Below are 20115 nucleotides of genomic sequence, written 5' to 3' on the forward strand. Positions count from 1 at the left end.
GCCGCGCCCTCATCACCACCCGCAGCGGCTCGCTGCCACCACTGTTCGGCTTCAGCCCCCGCACCGCCCCCCTGCAGTAACAGCCCCAGATTGAACATCGCGTCCGTCTCACCTAACGCCGCCGCGCACCGCCATCACCATTCGGCGCCACCGGTGTCCTGCTCAGCGAGTAGCAACGCCCCCAAGCTCACCATCGCGGCCGCCGATCCGGCGTCAGCGCGTCGCTGCAACCACTGGTGAGCCTCGACGAGATTGCCTTGCTGGACAAGGAGATTGCCCAAGTTCACCGTCGCCGCGATCACGCCACCGTCGCAGGCACGACGCAACCATCCCTGCGCTTCGTCGATGTTCCCCTGCTGCCACAGCGCGCAGCCGAGATTCGACATGGCGGCCCCGTCGTCGGCCTCCGCGGCGCGGCGCCACCACACGATCGCGTCCTCGGTGTCGCCTCGCTCGTAGGCCAGCAGCCCCGCACCTGACATCCCACCTGCTCACCGCCGGCCGCACGACAATCGTTGTGGCGCATCGCCTGGCGACAGCCGCCGACGCCGACCTGATTGTCGTTGTCGGCCAAGTGCGCCTGTTTCAAACCGGAAGGCACGCTGATCTGATCACCGCCGACGGCCCTACCGACGGCTTTGGGCAGCGTATGTCGGCGACGAAGCCGCAGCCAGTCTCGAATGACACACGGAGGTCAGCCGAGACGAGCATTGCCTGGGGCGACCATGAATGGTCAGTAGGCGCCAGCGCGGCCTGCTGCGCCATCAGCATTGAGCAGTCGGGCGGCATGGCCGTAGCTGCTATCGGTTGAGTGCTGCGGACGGCGTCGAATGCTGGTTCGTGTCCCGGGCGGTTGGTACAGGTAGCCGATTCCTCGCGCTGAAACGATTGCGTCACTGCCGAGTTCGGTGTCGTCGAGCTTGCGACGTAGCCTGGTGACCGCGAATTTTACCCTGTCGGCATCTTGGCCTGTGGGGTCGTCCCAGGCCTTGGCGAGGATCTTTCGCACTGGCTGGACGACGCCGGCGTTGCGGACAAGGATCTCGAGCAGCCGAAACTGTAGCAGTGTCAACGGTAGCGGTGAACCGTTGACCGAGACCTGTTGAGTCATCGAGTCCAGGCGCAGCAGCCCGTCGTCATAGACCTCCTGCGCCCACGACTGAGAGCTGTGCCGCTGCAGGGTTCGTGCGATACGAGCGATCAACTCCTTAACCTTGAACGGTTTTACAAGGTAGTCGTCAGCGCCGAGCGTCAGGCCGAAAACCTTGTCGTCGAGGTCACTCTTCGCGGTCAAAACGATCACTGGAACGTCACTGACACGGCGTAGCTTCTGCAACAGATCGAAGCCATTCAGGCTGGGGAGCATCAGATCCAGTACAACGAGGTCCGGACGTTGCGCGTAGGCGTCGCGCAGGCCTTGCATGCCGTCGCCAGCCGACGTGGGCGAATATCCTTCACCGCGAAGGACAATCGACAACATCTCGACCAACGCCTGATCGTCATCGATCACCAGAATCCGCCCTCCTCGCGACGGGATATGGATCGGTGGTGATGTTTGCGAGCCTTCAGCCTGAATGGAGACCACTCGCGTGACCTGGACGTTCTCGGCGGGGATTGCATGGTCGATCAAGTAGGTCACAGTCAGTTCACGGCACCGGGCACAGACCCGGAATTCGGTGCCCTCCAGAACGATTGCGTATTCGACGTCGCGGCCGCACGTCCGGTCAGCCAAGCGCGTGCAGCAGTGGCAGCTACGGTCGGCCTCGATCAGGAACTCCGCGCGGCGGCGCGCGCGCCTGGCGGTCGAACGACATTTGGTCGAGCAGAACTTTCGCCGTCGGCCTGTCCCCGCTGCCGGAGGCAGTTGTTGATTGCAGGAAGAACAGGTGTCGGCGAGCGCATCAGAATGCCGCAGCTCGACGTGTCCGGATTGATCCAGCACGAAACCGGTTTCGTGCTGGGCGCCTGGGAGCGAAAGCGAGCCAGGGGTTGGGCGTTCGGTGGGCATCGTTGTTTCCTGGAGGTGGTGGCGGTCCGGCCGCGGTGCTACGGCCGGACCTTGGGTCAGGATCGGTTCTGCTGGCGGGCGTCCACGATCGCGTCACCGATGGTTATGAGCGCCCTCACCGCAACGGTGAGGGCCTCGTCTTGTCCGAGAACCACGGTGAGCACATCCAGGATGCACAACACCATCCGCACTTCCCGCCAAAACAAGGCACCCTCATTCGGTCGCCACCCCGCGAGTGGGCCCCGAGATTCGTCTGCGGCAGCGTGCTGCACAGCGTCATCGTCGGCCCCGCCCGGCTCCACAGGACACATCGGCTCTCTCCTCTCGACAGCGTCGACCTTCGCGAGCTGTCGCGACGAGCCCGCAGTGGGCGTCCAAGCAGCCGTTCAAGATTCGAGAGAATTCTGTCCTTGCTGAAACGTGGGGTAGCGACACCACGATCACACCGACCACACCGGCACGACAAGACTCGGCAATCAACGTAGCGGACACCAGCCAGCTTCGGCGCGCGGAACCCGCAAGGACGGATGGCCGAGATGTTCTGTGGCAGAAGCTATGTAGATGGCCAGGATGCCGTTTCGACGGTGGTCGAAGTTGTCTTGTCCTTGTTTGCGGTCGGAACCGCCATTCGGATTTGGGTCAAGTATGGGCGCTCGTCGGTATCATTTCGTGGTCATCCGATCCGTCGCCACGGCAATGTACAGTTTGACGCGGAATCACATCGCCAATCCGGAACGTTCTCCCGTACTCGCCACCAAAATGATTAACCTGGCACGCCCGCACCATATTTACGGATAGAGCTAACCCGGACTGAGCGTCGCAGAAATCTGTTATCGGCCGCTTCAATTCGGTTACCCTGCCTGAAACCTGTTGCACTCCCGTCAGATCCGTGTGCGAGCCTCGGCCTCGCAATCCTGACTGCGCAGCGATCACACTGGTCGGTCGGGTATAAGTCCTCCATGATCGCGGGAGGGGCTGTATCGTCAAATCGGGATTCGAGTTCGAGATTCCCCCCGGTTCGCCCATGGTTGCGAAGTTATGCGAAATCCCGTGTGGGCATATATCTTCCGGCGCATGATTGTCGAGTGGCTCTGCATCGTAACGAATCCGATCCGGCCAATATCGAGCGAGTACCGACCGTTGGGGATCTTTCTTCGGCCGAAGACCTGAAAGACCCTGAACGAGTCAAGTTTCTACATCAAGAGCTGGCGCAGGCGAACGCGAAGATCACCGCGAGTTTCGCTGCCGCTCTGGCCTCTGCCACGATCGGATCAGCGCTGATCGCTGCAGCCCTGTTCAACCTTCCGCGGCCGTGTTCCTCAGGGGATACAAGTGGCAAATGCGTTCCAGTCGATTGGAATCCGGTCTATGCGATCATGCCGTTGCTATCGGTGCTGGTGGCGGTCATCATCATGGAAACCACGTCGCGATTGATCGCGCTGGGCATCTACGCGACCGATATCGAGCGTCAGGTCAATCGATTTCAGCCGGTCCATATCGCCGCGTTCGATGCGAATAAGCACGCCTGGGTCACTCGGCTCATCCCTTCGTCAGAGCAGATGATTTCTGGCTTCGTATCCGAGAACGGGCGCCGGTTCAGCATCAGACCGGTCAACGTCATCCTCTGGACATCCTGCCTGACCATCCTGGTAGCAGCCATCGTCATACCGATACTGTTGATCGAATCGACACCGCTGCAGGTGGTCAGCGCAGTCTTCTACGCACAGTTGATCTATCTCATCGCACGTTTCACCGTCTCCTACACCAGTCAGCCCCGCATGTTCGCGCACGAGCTGTGGTCGAACGCCCTCGACGCCGCCGGCACCTCCGCCGCGCGTCACACGCTGAACACCGACGCGCGGCACTTCATCAGATTTCTGATCTACCCACGACCCATCGGAGATCATTTCGTCAAGTTGGCCATCTCGTTCTCCGCGATACTGGCGGCTGTTCTCTCGAGCGCGGACGGTCATTCCGCAATCGCGCGTGGTGTGCTCGCCTGGTTATTCGTAGAATTCGTGTTGTACCCGATTCGGTATCAGATCAACGATATTCGCGACTACCAGACGGACCGTAGGCACCCGGCCTGGGCGGCCCGCAATCGAACCCCGTTCACTCTGACGCGCAACCGCGAACGTGTCGTTGCCATCCTCATGCTCGATCGAGTCGTGATCGGGGTTGCCGTGGGCGTCCTGTACGGGCTTACAAGGGTCGAATGGCTGTGGGTGGCTGGGTTCAGTGCGGCGTTGGCGCTATCAACATGGCTGTACGAGCAGCTCAAGAAGCATTTCAAGAGCAAGCCGATGCCATCGCTCGGGGAACGGATCCCGGTGGCCGCTCGAGCATTGGTAGTGCTCTGCGCTTCGGGGTACAGCCTGCGGGTCGGCTTCGTCTTCGTGGCGACCGTGCCGTCCTTCACCGCGCCTCGATGGACGTTGTGCGTACTCCTGACGGCCGCTATCGGGGTTTCCGAGTACTTCCTCCTGAAGAACCAATGGGCTACCGAGGGAACAAGTTTCGTGGAAGCGACGGTGCCGGCCAGAAAAGCTGACAAGAGGCTGCTGGTCAAGCCGCATTTCGTGTTTGTGCTGCGTGATTCGAAGATCTTGCCGCGCGGCGGTATCACTGCGCTCGACACCGCAGAACTGCGTGAGTGTCAACTTCCCAGATACCAGGGTCGCGTCGCTCCGGACCTCGGCATCGCGGTCGAGGGGTCCGACACGATGCGAGAGATCACCGCCGAGCGATTCGTCCCGCGGTTGGTGCACCTCGCGCGAAGCCGACAACCGATCACCCTGTCACATCTAATGCTGGTGATGTCCGTGGCCGCACTCGCCGCCGGTTTCTGGGTGATCGGTCCGCCGTTCGAAGGTCGCCGCCGACTGCTCATCGCCGGGGCGTTCATAGCCTCGTTCGTCGCCATCGACCAGATCCACCAGTTCCTGCAACGCCATGTCATGCCTGCCGCGGCGAAACAGCGTCAGTGGCAACCGCTTTTCGGGCCGCAGGGTCCGATCTTGTTGTCCCTCGCTCTGTGCAATGCTCTCGCGTTCGTCGCGTTGGGTGTGAGCGAGACTCTGTTCACCGAACTCAACCGGCGGCAAGGCCTCTATGTGCTCATCCCAGCTCTCCTATGTCTGATGGTGCTGATGGGCGAGAGCGGGAACTACCGAGTGCAGCGTGACGCAGCGAAAAATCTCGCGAAATTCGTACTCCGGCTACGCAAATCCCCCGAGCGGCTCCGCGCGAAAATCTTCGCGACTCCTGACGAGGTGGCAACTGTCCCCGCCAACCCATAAGGGTGACGTAGATCCAGTGAAGCCCGGCGGTGCCGACCATACAAATGAGCGACGGCCGCAGTTTACAGAATCGCCCGGGTCTGTCGCCATGGCTGGCGTCGCCGACGAATCCGACGACCTGCGGCGCCAGCAATTGCATCGACATCGCCCACACCGCCCAGCCCGCCGGATAAATAGAACATGATGAGATCCGAAGCTGCCGGATCCGCTGACGCACTACCGCGTGGTTTGTGGGGAACCGAAGCTGTTCGCAGTCGCAGATTTCTCCTTCTTAAGCGAATCGCAGGCCCGGTGGTGTCTCCTAGCAATGAACGTGGTGTGAGGGCTGCGATCGAAGGAGGGCGGACGTTGTGAATCATCACCCTGGCTCGGTGGTTGCAGGCTACCGGGTGCTGAGGCTGCTGGGTCGGGGCGCGATGGGATCGGTCTACCTGGCCCAGCATCCTCGGTTGAGTCGTGTTGTCGCGCTGAAGATTCTGCACCCGGAGCTGTGCGCGGACGACGCAGCTCGGAGCGCCTTCGACCGTGAGGCCGCCCTGGCGTCTCAGCTGGTGCATCCGAACATCGTCACGGTATTTGATCGCAGCGGACAAGCGGACGCCGCACTGTGGTTGTCCATGCGCCACATAGACGGCGGCGACGTGAAAACGATCCTCGCCGCCGCGTCGGCGGGACTGCCGCTGGACCAGGTCGCCGATCTAGCCACTGATATCGGGCACGCATTGGACTTCGCCCATCATCAAGGTGTCCTGCACCGCGATGTCAAACCGGCAAACATACTCATCGAGCACGATCCGCGACATGGCAAGCGTGCGTTACTCGCCGACTTCGGCATTGCCCGAACACTCGATGCGCCGCTGACACTCACAAGCATCAAAGCAACTTTCGCGTATGCAGCGCCCGAGCGATTCACGCAACAGCCTGTCGACCAACGCGCAGATATCTATTCTCTCGGCTGCACCGTTTTCCAGCTCCTCACCGGGCGGCTACCGTTCCCCTATCCATCACCGCAACAAGTGATTTCGGCGCACCTCACTGAGCGGCCACCCCGGCCGAGCCAGGTACGCGAACAGCTTCCCACGGCACTTGATGATGTGCTCGCGAACGCACTGGCGAAGGACCCCGACGAGCGTTACCAGTCCTGCGCCGACCTCGTTGACGACCTGCGCAAATCACTCCAGCACGATCCCCCGCACCCTGCGGTCGTCACTGTGCCGTCATCCGAGATCTTCGTTCTCGACGATGCGGACAACGACCTGAAACCGACGAAACCTTGGGACATCTACGAGCGCGCAGGGGCTTTGGAAACGTTGGGCTACCTCGATCGCGCCGAAGCACTGTATCGGAGAGCCTATGACAAGGACCACGGCCTCAGTGGATCCAGACTCGTCGGCCTACTCCGGACACAGAAGCGGTTGGACGAGGCAGAAGCGCTGTGCCATCAAATGATCGGTGCCGGCAAATCCGATGCGCGGACACTTCTGGCCGATGTACTCGCCGACCGCGGCCAGAAAGCCGAAGCCGAGCGCATTTACCGTGAGAGGGCGAAGAAGGGCGATACAGCGGCGATGATCCGGCTAGCGCATCTGGCCGAAAGGCGTGGTGACAGAGCAGAATCGAGGCTCTGGCGGCAGAAGCTCGACGAAGCACGAGCGGCTCGAGGTCGGAAGACCCGCTACGACCGGCACAAGCAGAGTCTATGGAGCAAGTTCCGGGACAATCTATAGCTCATGTGCATGCGCCCGCCGAAGGGACGTCACGCGGATTGCTCCCACGTGTTCGGATCATCGAAGTGGAGACCAGGGTCAATGAGCGCCTGACGATCAGTTCTGTCCGTATCTTCTCGGACGCATTGGGGCGCTTGAGGTTCCAGTTCGCCAACCGGGTGGGCGCGTCGCAGAATGCACTGTTGGCCTGTACCTCATTGGCGACCTCATGGACTTCGGTAGGAGCGAGTTCGCTTGCGTTACGAAATGTTCGAGGGTTTCAACCCGCCCTGAGCTGGTTATTTGCGATGCATGGTCGTCGTTGATACTGTCGACTGCACGGGATAGTTGTATCTCCGGTTCGACCCAGTCAGGTGACTGGGTCTTTTTTGTTTCACCGCATCCACCAACTCAGCCCTCGGCGCAACGCCGGGGGCTTTTTCGTATCTGGAGGCTTCGTGTCCACGACTGTGCTCTCTGTCCTCAGAGAGTCCGCTACCGCCAGCGTCTTGCCCATGGTGCTCTTCATAGGAACGGTGGTCTCCGTGACGGCAATCGCCTTATTGAGAGCCAACAGGGCTGATGTCCCAAGGGTTTTCGAATCATTCGCCGATGGGTTCGGCTTCCGCTCACCGCGCCAGCGCGGTCGCATGGACAACGATCTCGCCAACGGCCATGATCGGCTGACCAGTGGACCCTCGGCGAAGACCAGCGATGCGGTTACATCCAGCGAGGACGAGCACGCGCGGTCGGAGGGCGAGGCATGAGTCGGCGCCGGAACCTCCGAAACCCTGTGGAGCAGAAAGCAACCGCGGCTCTCGATGCGATCCAGTTCAGCCACGAAGTGACCAAACTTTTCCAGTCTATGCCGCCGGAAAGAATCGAGCTGATCAAGTGTGTGCTCAACGGTGGAAACTGGCGCGACGCCGCACGTGTAGTCGGGGATATTCTGTGGTCCAACAGGCTTGAGGAGACCTACCTCGAACCTTGCTCAATCGGGATGGCACGCTCCAGGTACCGGGTCGCGCTAGGGATGTCGCGGCAAGCCTTCGCCGAGGGGCTTCGCCTGTACGGTCACGAGCTCGACGACGCGTTCCGAACGATGGTGAAGCTGCTGCCCGACTCTCCGCTTCGCAGCCCCGCCTCGGAGCCCTTGACGTACTGCCTGCACCACGGATGGAGTTCGCCCCAAGGTCGACCAATATGCCGTGAATGCCCATGTGAAATTCAGCCAGCGGACCGGGGCCGACCACCGCTCTACTGCGGCAGCCCGTGCCGACAACGGGCTTACCGCCAGAGGGTTCAAGACAAGACCCAACAGCGCGGGAATACCGATACCTCCACGAGAGCTGAGGACCGCATGCTGTGCGAGCCCGGGGAACCGAACGGATATGACCCGGAGGTCTCCTGACGGGCGCGCACGGCGCGCCGTCCACGTCGCGCGCTGTCGGGCGATGTACCGACTGGGAGATAAGGGAGTGCCATTGCCGGCAGCGATCGCTGCCGACCTCGACCGGACCCAGACAACTGTCATCTGCAGACCCGCCAGCATCGTCAGTGCTCCGACGCTAAATCGGCTGAGAAGGCTGACCTCGATACACAGCCAGACCAGCAACATCGGACTCGGCGATGTGTGGAGTGCACGTATGGCTGAGTCCGCGCGCAACGCCGCTGCGGTCGAGTGGGCCGAGCGCACCGCCCACGCCCTCGCTCGGCGGCTACACGACCGCCATCCCGAACACCACTGATCCCAGCTCACCAGTTCTTCGTTCGCCCACCACGAGATCGCCCGAAATTCGGCAGAGTAGTGCGTTCAGCAGACTCGCCTGAGCGTCAACGCACGCCGCCACCCTGCGACGGCAGTCTGCGCCGATACCAGGTGATCTCGACGGCGCTGCACGGCATCACAGTTGACCGATGATCGACATCGGCATTGACCGGCACAGCCAACCGGTCGGCAACCGAGATGGCCGGGCTCGCATGCCGCACCGGATCGGTCGATCTTGGCCTGCGACTACGTATCGGGGCCCTCACGTTGATCGAGCGCCACTAAGCTTCAGACAAGAGTCGACCTGACGCCGTCAGTGCGTGGACTTGAGTGCGAGGTGGTGCCCGTCATCGCTCGGGCCTTGCCGCAGGGCAGTGGACACCATCGCGCCAGCGCCGGGTACCGGCCCGGGGATCGTGGTGGAGGCGCCTGTGGGCAGCCACATCATCACATCGGCGTAGATGTGGTCGTCGTCGGCCGGAAACGCACCGGAGATCCTGATGTCGACGGTGTGCTCGGCACCGTCACAGGTGACCGCCGTGTCATTGTTGTCGCCGCGCGGTCCGTTGGCTTTGCCGGCGTAGCTCAGCGAGGAGTAGATCTTTCCGCCGGGCAGTTCCGTGGACGGACACCGGTAGGTCGCGTGGATGGTTGCCGTGGTCGATCCGTCGGTCGTCCCGTCGAGGATGATCGCGTGCCGGTCCTCGGTGCCGCTGCCCGCTTGCGGGGAGTACCACGGCCGCGGGGTGTCGTCGGTCCCGCATCCGGCCGCTGCCAGACACCCGAGCGCTACTACCACCAGACCGGCTTTGCCTGTCGAGACCATATGCTGAATCTAGATCAACTGTCGGAGCTCGCGCATCTCGACCGCGAACGCCGAAATCCCCTCCACGACATGATGTTCGTGGACAACGACCCACGGCCCAGGGTGAACTGCCCTGAACGCGGCCACAACTCGACGGCTCTCGCGTGCTCGGATGTATTCGGCCAGACCTACGCGTGCCACCGCGGCCTGGCGGGCCGGTCGAGCCGGGTTTCGCTGGCGGACTTCGTGATTCGAGCCGAAACGCAACCCCCTCCCCCACGAACCTCGCGCCCACCGTAGCGTCACGGCGTCGTCAGTGCTGATCGGTTGGGTAGATCGCGGGGATGCGGTGGGGTCGGGACTGGTTGTTCTCGCGCCGCGCTTTGACTGCGTGTCAGGCGCGGCCCGCGGTCATTCCGCCGTCGACGACGTACTCCGCGCCGTTGCAGTAGCTCGATTCGGTGCTGGCGAGGAAGACCACGAGCGGAGTGACCTCCTCGGGCAGCCCGAGTCGGGCCAGCGGGTTCGCGCCCCGATCGAGGGTGGCGTCGCTGCTCGCGCCGAGCATCGGGGTCAGGATGCCTCCGGGGTGCACCGAGTTGACCCGCACCCCATGCGGGGCCAGTTCCAGCGCGGCGGATTTGGTGAGTCCGCGGACGCCGAATTTGGAGGCGGTGTAGGCGTGCACGCCCGGCACGCCCTGGATTCCGGCGGCCGAGGAAATGTTCACCACGGCGGCGGGAGCAGCCGCCACCAGGGCGTCACGCGCGGCGGTCAAGCCGAGGAACGGTCCGGTCAAGTTGATGGAAAGCACGTTCTGCCATTGCTTTTCGGTGTATTCGCCGATGGGTCCGCCATCGAGGATGCCGGCGTTGTTGACCAGCACATCGAGTTTGCCGAAGCACCTGATCGTTTCGGCGACCGCGGCGTCCCAGTCGCGAGAGCTGGTGACGTCGAGGTGGATGTAGGCGGCGCGGTCGCCGAGTTCGGCGGCCAGTTGCTGTCCGGCGGTGTCGGCGATATCGCCGATCATGACGCAGGCGCCCTCGGCGATGAAGGCGCGGGCGTGGGAGGCGCCCATTCCCGATGCCGCGCCGCTGATCAGCGCGACACGTCCGGTGAGTCGTTCAGTCACTGCGTGTCTCCTGTGGTGCCGGCGATGGTCTGCCGAGCGGTGTGTCAGCCGAGTGTGAGTTGGATGGGCTCGCGCGAGAGGGTGGGCCGGTACATGCAGCGGGTTCCCGAGTAGATGGTGGGCATGCATTCGTTGCAGTGCACACACGCCGAGCGGGTGGCGGAGTCGGCTTGGATGCGATGCAGCAGGTCGGGTTCACGCAGCAGGGCGCGGCCCATGGCCACGAATTCGAATCCCTCCTCGCGGGCTCGGCGCATGGTGTCGAGTGTGGTGATGCCGCCCAACAGGATCAGTGGCATCGAGAGTGCGCGGCGGAAGTGACGGGCGCGCTCGAGCAGATACGCCTCCTGGTAGGGGTAGTCCTTGAGGAAGGACCCTCCGATCAGTCGAAAGCCCAGGCGGGCCGGTCCGGGCAGGGCCTTGGCGAAGGAACGGCGCGGGGGTGTGCCGTGGAACAGCAGCATCGGGTTCAGTAGGGAACTGCCCGCGGTCAGTTCGAGGGCGTCGAGCGCGCCGTCGGCCTCGAGCCATGCGGCGACCTGCAGTGATTGGGGAATGGTGAGGCCGCCGTGCTGGCCGTCCTCCATATTGAGTTTGGCGGTGACCGCGAGCCTGCCGCCCACCGCGTCCTTGACCGCGCAGGCGATTTCGCGTGCCATGCGTGCTCGATTGAGCAGTGGTCCGCCGTAGGCGTCCTTGCGCCGGTTCAGCGCCGGGCTCAGGAACGAGCTGGCCAGATAGTTGTGGCCGAAATGAATTTCCACCGCGTCGAATCCGGCCTGCTCGGCCAGGCGCGCGGCATCGGCGTGCGCGGCGATGGTGTCGGCGATATCGGCGATCGTGGGAGTCTTGGTGAACTTCATGCCCAGCGGGTTGAACATGCGGCTGGGCGCGAGCGCGGGGACCCCGTTGGAGGCGGCATTGGCGACCGGTCCGGCGTGCCCGATCTGCGCGCACGCCGCGGCGCCTTCGGCGTGCACCGCATCGGTGAGTTTGCGCAGTCCGGCAACGGCTTCGGGGCGCATCCAGATCTGATGCCGGTCGGTGCGGCCGCCGGGCGCGACCGCGCAGTACGCGACGGTGGTCATGCCGACCCCTCCGGCGGCCACCTCGCGATGGAACTCGATCAGCTCATCGGTCACCAGGGCGTCGGGTGTGCGGCCTTCGAAGGTCGCGGCCTTGATCACCCTGTTGCGCAACGTGATCGGACCCAGCTGGGCGGGTGTGAATATGTCGTTCATTGCCGTTCTCTTCCTATCGGCGCGAGCAGACCGGCCACCACGAAGTCCCGCAGTGTCCCGAGTTCGGGTTCGGCCATACCGTGTTCTTCGATTTCCGGGCTGCCGAACCGCATGATGATCAGATCGAAGGCGAGCATCCATCGGCGGCGGGCTTCTTTTTCGCTCAGTTCGGGCAGCAGCGCGGCCCAGGTGTCCATCCGAAACCACGGGCCGCGCCAGGTGGTGAGGTGGCGGCCGATCACGAAGCGCGCCAGCAGTCGAAGATGCAAGCGGCCCAACGGATCTCGGGCGAGGTCGACGAACGGTGTCAGGATCGCCTCGATCACCGCGGGCAGCGAATTGCGTCCTGGGGTCGCCTGCGCCAGGCCCTCGGCCCACAGCGGTCCCAGGCGATCCTCGATCAAGGCGGCGACCAGGGCCTCCTTCGACCCGAAGTGGTAGTGCACCGCAGCCGCGTTCGCTCCCGCCGCGGCGCAGATTCCCCGCACCGATACCTCGTCGTACGGCTCGCTCAGCAGCAACGATTCGGCGGTGGTCAGCAGTAGCTGCCGCGTTCCGGCCCCGGCTCCATCACCCATGCACAGCAGTGAAACACGTTTCAATCGATAATTCAATCAGTGATTGAAACGTTGATTCACCGGTGCGCGCTCCCCCAGGCGTGTCGGGGACCCGGTGGTAGTCGCGCGAAAACAACGACAATGGCGTGACCGGCGCAGATGGTGGGTGTCCCAGGTGCCTGTGGTCGACGCGAGCGTGCGGCCCGTCGTGCGACAGCGCGAGCGCTAGAGGCCGCACCCGCCGTAATACCTGCCCGAGCCGCCGTAGATCGCCCCGATGTCTTCTCTGACCGAGAACGAACCGTGCTCGTCGTAATACACCGGTCTGCCGCCGACGAAGCGCACCCGCATGCCCTCCAGGAGTCGGTACGCTCCGGGAACGCGAACCCTCCTGGCCTGCGTCCGGTCCTCCGAGATGTGGGTGTAGACCTGCTGAAACGTGCCCATCACGCCGTAGCGTTGCACCGCCGTGCCGGGAACACGGTTGAGCAGGTAGCCGATGAGTTCGCACAGCGGCTCCCACTCGTTCGGCAGGCTGTTGCCGAGCAGCCAGTTGCGCACAGTGGTTACCTTCGCCGCGTCGTCGAGGGCGGCGCGGGCCAATGCCTTGTAGGTCGGTGACGGGGCCACCAGCTCCCGCAGCACGCGCAGGCACGCACTGAAGTCCTCGCGGGTGCGGGCAGCGGCGAGCTGTGCGTCCAACTCGGCGATCTCTGGGTTCATTCCACCAGAGTGCCCGGTCGTGGCGATAGTTGAACTCCTCGACCACCGCGCTGTTTTCACAGATCTCCGATAGTTGAACTGCCGGTCGGCACCGTGGACTTCATTCGATCCCTGCCCAGGAGGCTCCCGATGACGACCCCACAGTCCCGCGCTGACGACCAGCGCACGACCGCAACCCGTCTCGCCGCGGTTGTCCGACCGAGATGGTCCGGTGCGTCGGACCTGTTCGTGCTGGCGCTGGCGCTGGCGGCGGGGATCACGATGGCGATGGCCGGGGTCAACACCCCGATGTTGGGCGCGGTGGCGGCGTTCGTCGGTGCGATCGTCACCCTGTGGCGACGTCGGCACCGATGACCGTGTCTCTGAACGGTCATTTCCGGGATCTCTTGCGCGAGAGTGGACTCGGCGGGCAGGACCGGGCGCTGGTGTGGGTGAGTGGGAACCGTGCACCGCGAGGTCTGGAGCCGGGCGGCCCGGATGCTGGGGGTGGGTGCGTTCGGGCCTGTCTGCTCGCGGCCGTGATCATTCCCAGTCGCTCATGTCGAGTCGCCGAGCGGCGCGTGCCAGCCGGTGGTGGGAGCTCGGTGCACCACCCGAGGACCCGCGAGTGCGGGAGCTCCGCGCGGCGACCAACACCCGGAGAGGGCACGAGCCTGGGGCTGACACCGGCGAGCGCGTCGCCGGTGCTTCCAGTGTGAAATATCGTGCGCCGCTACGCATGCCGGGCGGGGGACTCCCGGTATCGGAACCGATGGCGCGAGTGGTAAACCCTTTATCGAATGGTGGGAATCGGACCGGCGCGAAAGGGGCTCGCTGATGAACGATCCGGACCAGCTCCTGCAGGTGGAGCTCGATGAGAACGCCGCGATCCCGGTGGTGACCGCGAGCGGGGAAATCGATGTGACGTCGGCTCCGGTGCTGGAGCGGGTACTGCGTCGAGCATTGCGGGCGGGCACGCGCACCGTGGTGGTGGATATGACGGGGGTCAGTTTCCTGGGCTCGGCCGGGATCACCGTCCTGGCCGCAGTGGCGGAAGAGTGTCTCGAACCGCGAGGTCGGCCGGGCTCGCGTCGTCATCGGGGTCGTGGTAGCGGCGGTGGAGCGTTTTGCGTGCTGCGAGAGGCAATTCGGCTGTTTGCCCTTGAGTCGGCACTTGGCCATGCCTTCACGGGTGCGCAGGTGATTCAGGTTGGCCTCGAGTGATAGATCATGGCTAGGTGAGTTCTGCAGCGAACCGACCCGCGTGGCGTCGCGTAACACCAATTCGCACAACACAATTGAGACGGCCGGTGCGCAGACGACATCGGCCACCCATCACTACGCCGCGATCACCACGACCCAAACGCAGACGCCCCACCCGCGTGCCCGCAATCACGCCAGCCACGACATCCCGCGGCGCTCGACTGAAATCCCGAACATTGAGCGTGATCACCTGGGACGGGTGGCTCAAACTCGGTGCGATGGCAACGGCGATCGGCGTGCTCGGCGGCCTCTGGCTCACCTCACACTCGTTGGCCGTCGCGTCTCGCCAGTCCGATGTCGCCGTCCGTACTGAGATCACCACGCGATACTCCAAAGCCATCGAACAGATCGGGAACACGAACAGCCTCGATGTGCGATTGGGCGGGATCTACTCTTTGGCGCGAGTAGCGCACGATTCCCCCGATGACCAGCCGACTGTCGTATCGGTCTTGAGCGCGTTCGTGCGAACACACGCGCCCAACAACCCGGAGACCTGCACAGAAGACCTCTCGCGGACCGTGCCCACCGACATTCAGGCGGCGCTTACCGTCCTCGGAACACGCCGACATGATGATCTACGGGTTGACCTGCGGCACGCCTGCCTCCGCAACGCAGATCTTCACGGCGCCTTCCTGCGGACGGCGGACATCAGCCACTCCGACCTGAGTTACGCGGTCCTGGCTGGCGCGGATATGCGGCAAACGACCGCGCAAGGAACGAACTTCACAGGTGCCTACTTCCTGCAGGCCGACCTTGAAAATGCGTACTTCGCCGACTGCCACCTCGAACATGCACGCTTTGACATTGCGGGAAGTAGCATTGGAGGAGGATCTGCACGGAACCTGGACAAAGCTGCAATCCAGTGTGGCCCTTACGATTCCGTCACGTGGCCGCCAGGGTTCGTACCTCCTTCTCGGTAACCCGGATCCGATCGACAGTCGTTGAGTCGTCCCTTGCAGGACCCGTTGCACAGCAGCCAGATTCCTTGGACGGCTCGGTCCCGGAACTGGGTCTGGGCATCAAACGTCCCGAGTGGAATCTTTCACACGCTGGTGAAGGTCATAACCGCACCATTTCATCGCCGCGTGTGGTCGAAGGCGCTGCGATCTCCGGTCCGGATAACTCGAATCATGGTACCCAGCAGGGGTTTTACGTGTCCGACGGGCTAGTGCGGCTTCGTGCGGGAGCGTTGGCGGCTTCACTGGAAGCCGCTCGGCACCGCACAAGGTCCGACCTCCAGAACTGATACACCGACCACGACATATCGCTGTCCTGGACGCATAGGGTATCGCCAGCAAAGTCCAAGGGAATGTTAATGATTCGACGCAACACTGATCTTGTCAGAACGATTACCAGGGGGAACATGATGAAAGCAGTAGTCGCCAGCGCCGCAGTACGACTGCCGGGACTTCGGTGAGAACGGTGGATGGACTGTGGTCTGGGTCGTGGACTGATCCGAGATGCTAGGCGACATGTCCATTCTCACCATTGCCCTGGTCGCCGGTCTGCTCGCCCTGCTCGCGCTCGCGATCGCCGCTTCCATTAAGACGGCCTTGCTCCGGCGCGAGGGTGAAGTCTGGACCACCGCCCTTCGGCACGGCTGGACGGGGTTCTCAGCAGGGCTAGGGGTGATGCTCGTCCTCTACACCGCGTTCGTGCTGTTTCTTCGTTGACTTGTTCTTATCTGGCGCGGCGGCCGCCGGGTGCCATGGTCGGTGCAGATCGTGGTCCGGTCGAGCGACTCCCGCTCCACTGAACAAGACTTCGACAATCACTGAAGACGACTTCGACATCTGACAGAGATCACGCGCTGTCGAACGGACGTATCCGAGGGATTCCACTGTCTCGGTAGCGGTCGTTTCGGGAACCGTTGCACAGCAGTGGACTTCGCTGACTGGATCAGTCCCACAACCCGGTCTTGAGAGCAGTGTCTGGCGCGTTCGCTGCAGGAACAAGCTGGCCGGAATGGTGAGGGAAGGATGCATCCGGGCCCTGAAGGATCCCGTGTAGAGCTGGTGCCCACTGCGATCGATCGCACTGTCGATCTCCGGTCCGGAGAATCCGAATCATCGCCTCCAGCAGCGATTTTGCATGCTCGGCGACCCGGCTCCGGTGTCGTGCCGAGCACCAGGCGGCTTCACTGGGAACGGTCACCGATGCCGACCTGCACACCGGGCCGGTACGCAGAATCCACGGGATCGCCAACGATCTCCCGACATACCGATCTTGTCGGAAATTTCGCAAAGGAAAGCACGATGAAAACAGCAATCGCCAGCATCATGATCGCCGGACTCACACTCGCAGGAGCAGCCGGCACCGCGGGAGTGGCCGCGGCACAGACCAAGGTCCCCGCCCATTCCGGCTTCGCCGACTACTGGACATGTGTCAGGTGGACGCTGTACCAAGCCAGCAAGGATGGCAAGCAGTACGAGTGCCAGGACTTCGGCCCGAACGGCGGATGGGTCCCGCTGTGGGTCGTGGACTGATCACCGATTCGACGCTCGTCACACAGGGGGAAGCACCATGAAAACAGCAATCGCGGCGGCCATGATCGCCGGACTCGCACTCACAGGGGCCAGCGCGGCCGGGGTCGCCTCGGCTCGAACCGAGTTCCCCGTCCATTCCGGCTTTTCTTCGGAATGGGCATGCGTCAACTGGATGCTCGACTATGCGGGAAGGGGCAACAAGCAGTACGAGTGCCGGGACTTCGGCGCGAACGGCGGATGGACCTTGCTCTGGATCGTGGACTGATTCTGAGTTCGACGGTCAGCCCCGGCCTCCGAGGAGGTCGGGGCTGACCGTCTCAAGCGCGGCTCGCAGGACGTTTTCGAGTGCCTGGCGTTCGGAAAACGATGGTTGACATACGCGGTGGGCATCGATTTGATAATCCTGCGTCTCCGCAGGTGAGGTGTTCGGAAGCCCGTTCATCAACCGGGACAGATGGCCGGCGAATCGCGAACGGTGCGGACAGGGTTGCGAGCACAGGCGGCGGTAGGCGATCACCAACGCGACCACACCACCGACACCGGCTCCGACGGTCAACGCGATCCGGGTGAGGTCGATCTGGGCTGCGGGCTCGGTCGTATCGACCGGGTGATCCAACGCAGGAATTCGTAGGCGGCGACCGCGATGCCCAGGTTGCCGCACAACGCTAGGAAGATCGCGAAGAACAGGCCGATCCGCGTGACGAAGCCACCAATTGCCCTGTTGCACTTTCCCACCCACACGAGCATCGCTCGATTGCGCGATATCGAGCAAGGCAGGTTTGTCGAACTCTTCGGCGCCGTCGCTGCCCAGCTCGGCGCCACCGACGTCGCGGTCCGCATCGCTGGGGTCTACGCCATGCGCCGCCACCGGGCGCGCCTGGCTCGACCCGGGCAAGTTCATCGGAGCCGTCGCGGCCGCGGTGGTCGGCGGGTTGATCTTCTGGGATGGGGAACGGCATGCACCCACCTCGAGGAGGTCGTCGAGCACGCCCTCCATCGCCATCATGCTGCGGTTCACCAGGTCGACGCTCCCTCGACCCAGGCACCCGAGCTCACCATCGTCTCGGCCACTTCGGTTCCGACCTGCCACCTGTGAGTGCGCCGTGGACGCCGATGAGGAAAGCCCAACCGAGCGCTTCTCACGCGTCGACGCGGAGCGCAGGAGCCAGGTCGGCCGTCGCCGCCCGGGTGTGGGTGTGCCAAACCTGCTCGATGGCGGACCAGTCGCTCCCTGCTGGGAGGAGCTGCATTACCGCTGGTGAAACTGCTACGCAGAGCTACATACCGTCGGGGGCGACCGTCCGTGCCAACTTCGCCCGTGTAACTCGTGAGGTGTTCGTGAGCACGAGAGACTGGCAAATGCCTGGCTTCGACCGGGCGGTAATTCCTGAATTAAGTAGCGGAGACGGTTATGAAGAGAATTTTGGGTACGGCTGCGATGGGAGGCGCCCTCGCGTGCCTCGTGCTCGCGGGGAGCGGCACAGCCGCGGCGGCACAGGGTGGTATCGCCGGTCCTGGTTACCCCACGCACGCATGGCTCAAGGTCGGTCGCGGCGAGCTCGAGCAGAAGGGCGGCACCGCCGCGTGTGCCAGCACTGGGCTCAGTACCTTCAACTGCGGGCCTCTGGCGAGGGCGGTGGATTCCGAGCACAGTCGCAATCCACGGGCCAACGGCTACTGGGCCGAGTTCTGGCTCATCGGTACGGTCAACTCCGGAACCTGGTAATGGGCGAGGCCGGCAGATAGTCCCTGGAGGCGGTTCGGATCGCCGAGCGGGTTCGCTGTCCTTGATCGGGATCTGGCACGGAGACAGCTGTCTCTGAACAGTTCCCGGCCTCCCCGCAACGGGCCGAGTCCGACGGCGCAGTCCTGTCCCAGGGACGCGCCCCGGCGCGGGGATGCTTCGGATCCGCAGTGAGATGCGCAGCAGTGCGCCGCCCTCACCGGCAAGGGTCGGTGAGGGCGACTGACCCGACGCCGTTGTACGGGGTACAGCGACGGTATCGCCGAAATCGTTTGTGCCACAACGATTCTTTGGGACACACGATCGGCGCGCCAGGCTTCTCCGGCCGCCACCGTCGCGCCGTTCGTGATTCTGAACGCGGTCCAGGCCGCGGCCGAGGAGATTCTCGCCACCGCACACGATGTCGGCTCACCGGTGTCGTGCACCAGGCACGCGCCGAGGGCACATCGTGGGAGGTCGGGCGGGCATGTTCCGCCAATTCGCGTACGAGCGGTGGGGCAAAATCCGCTGAGCCGCTACCGATTACCGTTTCCACCGCAAACGCCCGTCCCACCACACCACACCCGAATCGCTCGGGAACGGCGGGTCAGGCTCCCGAATGGTCACCGGCTCCACGGGCTGATCGAATTCGACACGCTCACCCATATACCCCGGCGGAACGACCACCCGACCAGGTCGCTATCGAGGTAGAGCGCACGAACACCAATACGCGGCAACGCCATGACATCGCGCCTTGCCGATCTGACAGAGCCCCGGCATCGCTCCGATGCCACGCAATTGCGGCGTCGCGAAGGGGATGAGAACGCTGTTGCCATCGCCGTGCGCGCCCGGATCTGGTACACCTGAGGTGTGGACGATGATGCAGACCTGAGCCCCGACGCGATCCGCGCGTCCCTGGCGCAGCTGAACGTCGACCCCGAGGCCGACCTCGCCGCCGCCCTCGCGGCCCAGCAGTACCTCGCGGCAGCCGACGCCGACGCCCGGCGCCGCTCACGCGACGCCGCATGATCCGAGGCGAAATCTGGCTCCACGCACCAACTCTCGGCACCACCGTCTCCCCTCGCCGTGACCTGGTAGCCATCATCTCCGATCAGATGATCATCGAAAGCCCCTACCGGTGGCTGCACGTGGTCCCGATCAGCGACGCCGACCCCGGACACGTCCTGGCCACCCTGACCAGCCACGGCTGGGCCGATGTCCTCGAACTCACCCGCGTCTACCGGCCCTGGGTCACCGAAAAGGTCGGCGAACTCACCGGTGAAGAACTCGACGCCCTCGACGCGCGCCTGCGCACCGCGCAAGGACTCAACCGCCCCGACTAACCGGCGATCACAGCACGCAGCACGGCACTCATCGTCGTCCCGCCCGGTCGCCAACTCGACGACACCGCCATCGCCGCCG

20 protein-coding genes are annotated in these 20115 nt (G+C 63.7%); 11 read left to right on the forward strand and 9 right to left on the reverse strand.

The features are described from left to right. Nucleotides 1-134 precede the first annotated feature (134 nt). The 3 genes from ACFC4D_RS14865 to ACFC4D_RS14875 all read right to left on the reverse strand — a co-directional run bounded on the left by ACFC4D_RS14865 (nucleotide 135) and on the right by ACFC4D_RS14875 (nucleotide 2193). The gene (locus tag ACFC4D_RS14865) at nucleotides 135-482 is read right to left on the reverse strand and encodes a tetratricopeptide repeat protein (RefSeq protein ID WP_376063391.1); all 348 of its coding nucleotides are present in this window, start codon (nucleotides 480-482) and stop codon (nucleotides 135-137) included. Between the two features lie 251 nt (nucleotides 483-733). Further along, nucleotides 734-2008 carry a response regulator gene (locus ACFC4D_RS14870; protein ID WP_376063392.1) on the reverse strand — a complete coding sequence of 425 codons (1275 nt, stop codon included), beginning with the start codon at nucleotides 2006-2008 and terminating at the stop codon, nucleotides 734-736. A 56-nt stretch (nucleotides 2009-2064) separates the two neighbouring features. Further along, nucleotides 2065-2193 (reverse strand): hypothetical protein, encoded by a 129-nt coding sequence (locus tag ACFC4D_RS14875; RefSeq protein ID WP_376063393.1) that lies wholly within the window; start codon nucleotides 2191-2193, stop codon nucleotides 2065-2067. Nucleotides 2194-3093: 900 nt separating this feature from the next. On the opposite strand from ACFC4D_RS14875, the gene ACFC4D_RS14880 reads away from it, so the two are divergent. Then, nucleotides 3094-5307, forward strand: coding sequence for a hypothetical protein (locus ACFC4D_RS14880; RefSeq protein ID WP_376063394.1), 2214 nt, complete (start codon nucleotides 3094-3096; stop codon nucleotides 5305-5307). A gap of 371 nt (nucleotides 5308-5678) precedes the next feature. Further along, a complete protein-coding gene (locus tag ACFC4D_RS14885) occupies nucleotides 5679-7034 on the forward strand; it encodes a protein kinase (protein ID WP_376063395.1) in 1356 nt (451 codons plus the stop codon). 2060 nt (nucleotides 7035-9094) lie between these two features. Here the strand turns inward: ACFC4D_RS14885 and ACFC4D_RS14890 are convergent. From ACFC4D_RS14890 to ACFC4D_RS14910, 5 genes are all read right to left on the reverse strand, one after another. After that, nucleotides 9095-9607 (reverse strand): hypothetical protein, encoded by a 513-nt coding sequence (locus ACFC4D_RS14890; RefSeq protein WP_376063397.1) that lies wholly within the window; start codon nucleotides 9605-9607, stop codon nucleotides 9095-9097. A 373-nt stretch (nucleotides 9608-9980) separates the two neighbouring features. Then, nucleotides 9981-10721, reverse strand: coding sequence for an SDR family oxidoreductase (locus ACFC4D_RS14895; protein WP_376063398.1), 741 nt, complete (start codon nucleotides 10719-10721; stop codon nucleotides 9981-9983). A 44-nt stretch (nucleotides 10722-10765) separates the two neighbouring features. Then, nucleotides 10766-11962 carry an NADH:flavin oxidoreductase gene (locus ACFC4D_RS14900; protein WP_376063400.1) on the reverse strand — a complete coding sequence of 399 codons (1197 nt, stop codon included), beginning with the start codon at nucleotides 11960-11962 and terminating at the stop codon, nucleotides 10766-10768. Further along, complete coding sequence (locus ACFC4D_RS14905) at nucleotides 11959-12540, reverse strand: TetR/AcrR family transcriptional regulator (protein WP_376063402.1); 582 nt, start codon at nucleotides 12538-12540, stop codon at nucleotides 11959-11961. Before ACFC4D_RS14905 ends, ACFC4D_RS14900 begins: the two co-directional genes overlap by 4 nt. Nucleotides 12541-12744: 204 nt before the next feature. Continuing rightward, entirely contained in the window at nucleotides 12745-13242 is a 498-nt protein-coding gene (locus tag ACFC4D_RS14910; RefSeq protein WP_376063404.1) for a hypothetical protein, read from the reverse strand. A gap of 129 nt (nucleotides 13243-13371) precedes the next feature. On the opposite strand from ACFC4D_RS14910, the gene ACFC4D_RS14915 reads away from it, so the two are divergent. The 6 genes from ACFC4D_RS14915 to ACFC4D_RS14940 all read left to right on the forward strand — a co-directional run bounded on the left by ACFC4D_RS14915 (nucleotide 13372) and on the right by ACFC4D_RS14940 (nucleotide 17235). Further along, entirely contained in the window at nucleotides 13372-13596 is a 225-nt protein-coding gene (locus tag ACFC4D_RS14915; RefSeq protein ID WP_376063406.1) for a hypothetical protein, read from the forward strand. A gap of 462 nt (nucleotides 13597-14058) precedes the next feature. After that, nucleotides 14059-14445 carry an STAS domain-containing protein gene (locus tag ACFC4D_RS14920; protein WP_376063407.1) on the forward strand — a complete coding sequence of 129 codons (387 nt, stop codon included), beginning with the start codon at nucleotides 14059-14061 and terminating at the stop codon, nucleotides 14443-14445. Between the two features lie 221 nt (nucleotides 14446-14666). Then, a complete protein-coding gene (locus ACFC4D_RS14925; RefSeq protein ID WP_376063692.1) occupies nucleotides 14667-15404 on the forward strand; it encodes a pentapeptide repeat-containing protein in 738 nt (245 codons plus the stop codon). Nucleotides 15405-15956: 552 nt separating this feature from the next. Beyond that, the gene (locus ACFC4D_RS14930) at nucleotides 15957-16157 is read left to right on the forward strand and encodes a hypothetical protein (protein WP_376063409.1); all 201 of its coding nucleotides are present in this window, start codon (nucleotides 15957-15959) and stop codon (nucleotides 16155-16157) included. A gap of 582 nt (nucleotides 16158-16739) precedes the next feature. After that, complete coding sequence (locus ACFC4D_RS14935) at nucleotides 16740-16970, forward strand: hypothetical protein (RefSeq protein ID WP_376063412.1); 231 nt, start codon at nucleotides 16740-16742, stop codon at nucleotides 16968-16970. A gap of 37 nt (nucleotides 16971-17007) precedes the next feature. Beyond that, nucleotides 17008-17235 carry a hypothetical protein gene (locus ACFC4D_RS14940; RefSeq protein ID WP_376063415.1) on the forward strand — a complete coding sequence of 76 codons (228 nt, stop codon included), beginning with the start codon at nucleotides 17008-17010 and terminating at the stop codon, nucleotides 17233-17235. A 15-nt stretch (nucleotides 17236-17250) separates the two neighbouring features. Here ACFC4D_RS14940 and ACFC4D_RS14945 read toward each other — a convergent pair whose 3' ends face one another. After that, nucleotides 17251-17988 carry a hypothetical protein gene (locus tag ACFC4D_RS14945; RefSeq protein ID WP_376063417.1) on the reverse strand — a complete coding sequence of 246 codons (738 nt, stop codon included), beginning with the start codon at nucleotides 17986-17988 and terminating at the stop codon, nucleotides 17251-17253. A 1446-nt stretch (nucleotides 17989-19434) separates the two neighbouring features. Between ACFC4D_RS14945 and ACFC4D_RS14950 the strand changes: the two genes are divergently transcribed. From ACFC4D_RS14950 to ACFC4D_RS14960, 3 genes are read left to right on the forward strand one after another with little or no spacing between them, the layout of a single operon-like run. Beyond that, nucleotides 19435-19560, forward strand: a complete 126-nt coding sequence (locus tag ACFC4D_RS14950) for a hypothetical protein (protein WP_376063418.1) — start codon at nucleotides 19435-19437, stop codon at nucleotides 19558-19560. Nucleotides 19561-19563: 3 nt separating this feature from the next. Next, the gene (locus ACFC4D_RS14955; RefSeq protein WP_376063420.1) at nucleotides 19564-19722 is read left to right on the forward strand and encodes a hypothetical protein; all 159 of its coding nucleotides are present in this window, start codon (nucleotides 19564-19566) and stop codon (nucleotides 19720-19722) included. After that, complete coding sequence (locus ACFC4D_RS14960) at nucleotides 19719-20036, forward strand: hypothetical protein (protein WP_376063423.1); 318 nt, start codon at nucleotides 19719-19721, stop codon at nucleotides 20034-20036. Before ACFC4D_RS14955 ends, ACFC4D_RS14960 begins: the two co-directional genes overlap by 4 nt. Nucleotides 20037-20115 lie beyond the last annotated feature (79 nt).

Source organism: Nocardia sp. NPDC056000 (assembly GCF_042269265.1).
Lineage (GTDB): Bacteria > Actinomycetota > Actinomycetes > Mycobacteriales > Mycobacteriaceae > Nocardia.

Excerpts from the sequence above, each read along its gene's own strand:
- ACFC4D_RS14940 (WP_376063415.1), top strand. The coding sequence starts at position 17,008 with ATGAAAACAGCAATCGCGGCGGCCATGATCGCCGGACTCGCACTCACA.
- ACFC4D_RS14900 (WP_376063400.1), bottom strand. The coding sequence starts at position 11,962 with ATGAACGACATATTCACACCCGCCCAGCTGGGTCCGATCACGTTGCGC.
- ACFC4D_RS14915 (WP_376063406.1), top strand. The coding sequence starts at position 13,372 with ATGACGACCCCACAGTCCCGCGCTGACGACCAGCGCACGACCGCAACC.
- ACFC4D_RS14935 (WP_376063412.1), top strand. The coding sequence starts at position 16,740 with ATGAAAACAGCAATCGCCAGCATCATGATCGCCGGACTCACACTCGCA.
- ACFC4D_RS14870 (WP_376063392.1), bottom strand. The coding sequence starts at position 2,008 with ATGCCCACCGAACGCCCAACCCCTGGCTCGCTTTCGCTCCCAGGCGCC.
- ACFC4D_RS14910 (WP_376063404.1), bottom strand. The coding sequence starts at position 13,242 with ATGAACCCAGAGATCGCCGAGTTGGACGCACAGCTCGCCGCTGCCCGC.
- ACFC4D_RS14960 (WP_376063423.1), top strand. The coding sequence starts at position 19,719 with ATGATCCGAGGCGAAATCTGGCTCCACGCACCAACTCTCGGCACCACC.
- ACFC4D_RS14875 (WP_376063393.1), bottom strand. The coding sequence starts at position 2,193 with ATGGTGTTGTGCATCCTGGATGTGCTCACCGTGGTTCTCGGACAAGAC.
- ACFC4D_RS14920 (WP_376063407.1), top strand. The coding sequence starts at position 14,059 with ATGAACGATCCGGACCAGCTCCTGCAGGTGGAGCTCGATGAGAACGCC.
- ACFC4D_RS14890 (WP_376063397.1), bottom strand. The coding sequence starts at position 9,607 with ATGGTCTCGACAGGCAAAGCCGGTCTGGTGGTAGTAGCGCTCGGGTGT.
- ACFC4D_RS14865 (WP_376063391.1), bottom strand. The coding sequence starts at position 482 with ATGTCAGGTGCGGGGCTGCTGGCCTACGAGCGAGGCGACACCGAGGAC.
- ACFC4D_RS14950 (WP_376063418.1), top strand. The coding sequence starts at position 19,435 with ATGACATCGCGCCTTGCCGATCTGACAGAGCCCCGGCATCGCTCCGAT.
- ACFC4D_RS14905 (WP_376063402.1), bottom strand. The coding sequence starts at position 12,540 with ATGGGTGATGGAGCCGGGGCCGGAACGCGGCAGCTACTGCTGACCACC.
- ACFC4D_RS14930 (WP_376063409.1), top strand. The coding sequence starts at position 15,957 with ATGTCCATTCTCACCATTGCCCTGGTCGCCGGTCTGCTCGCCCTGCTC.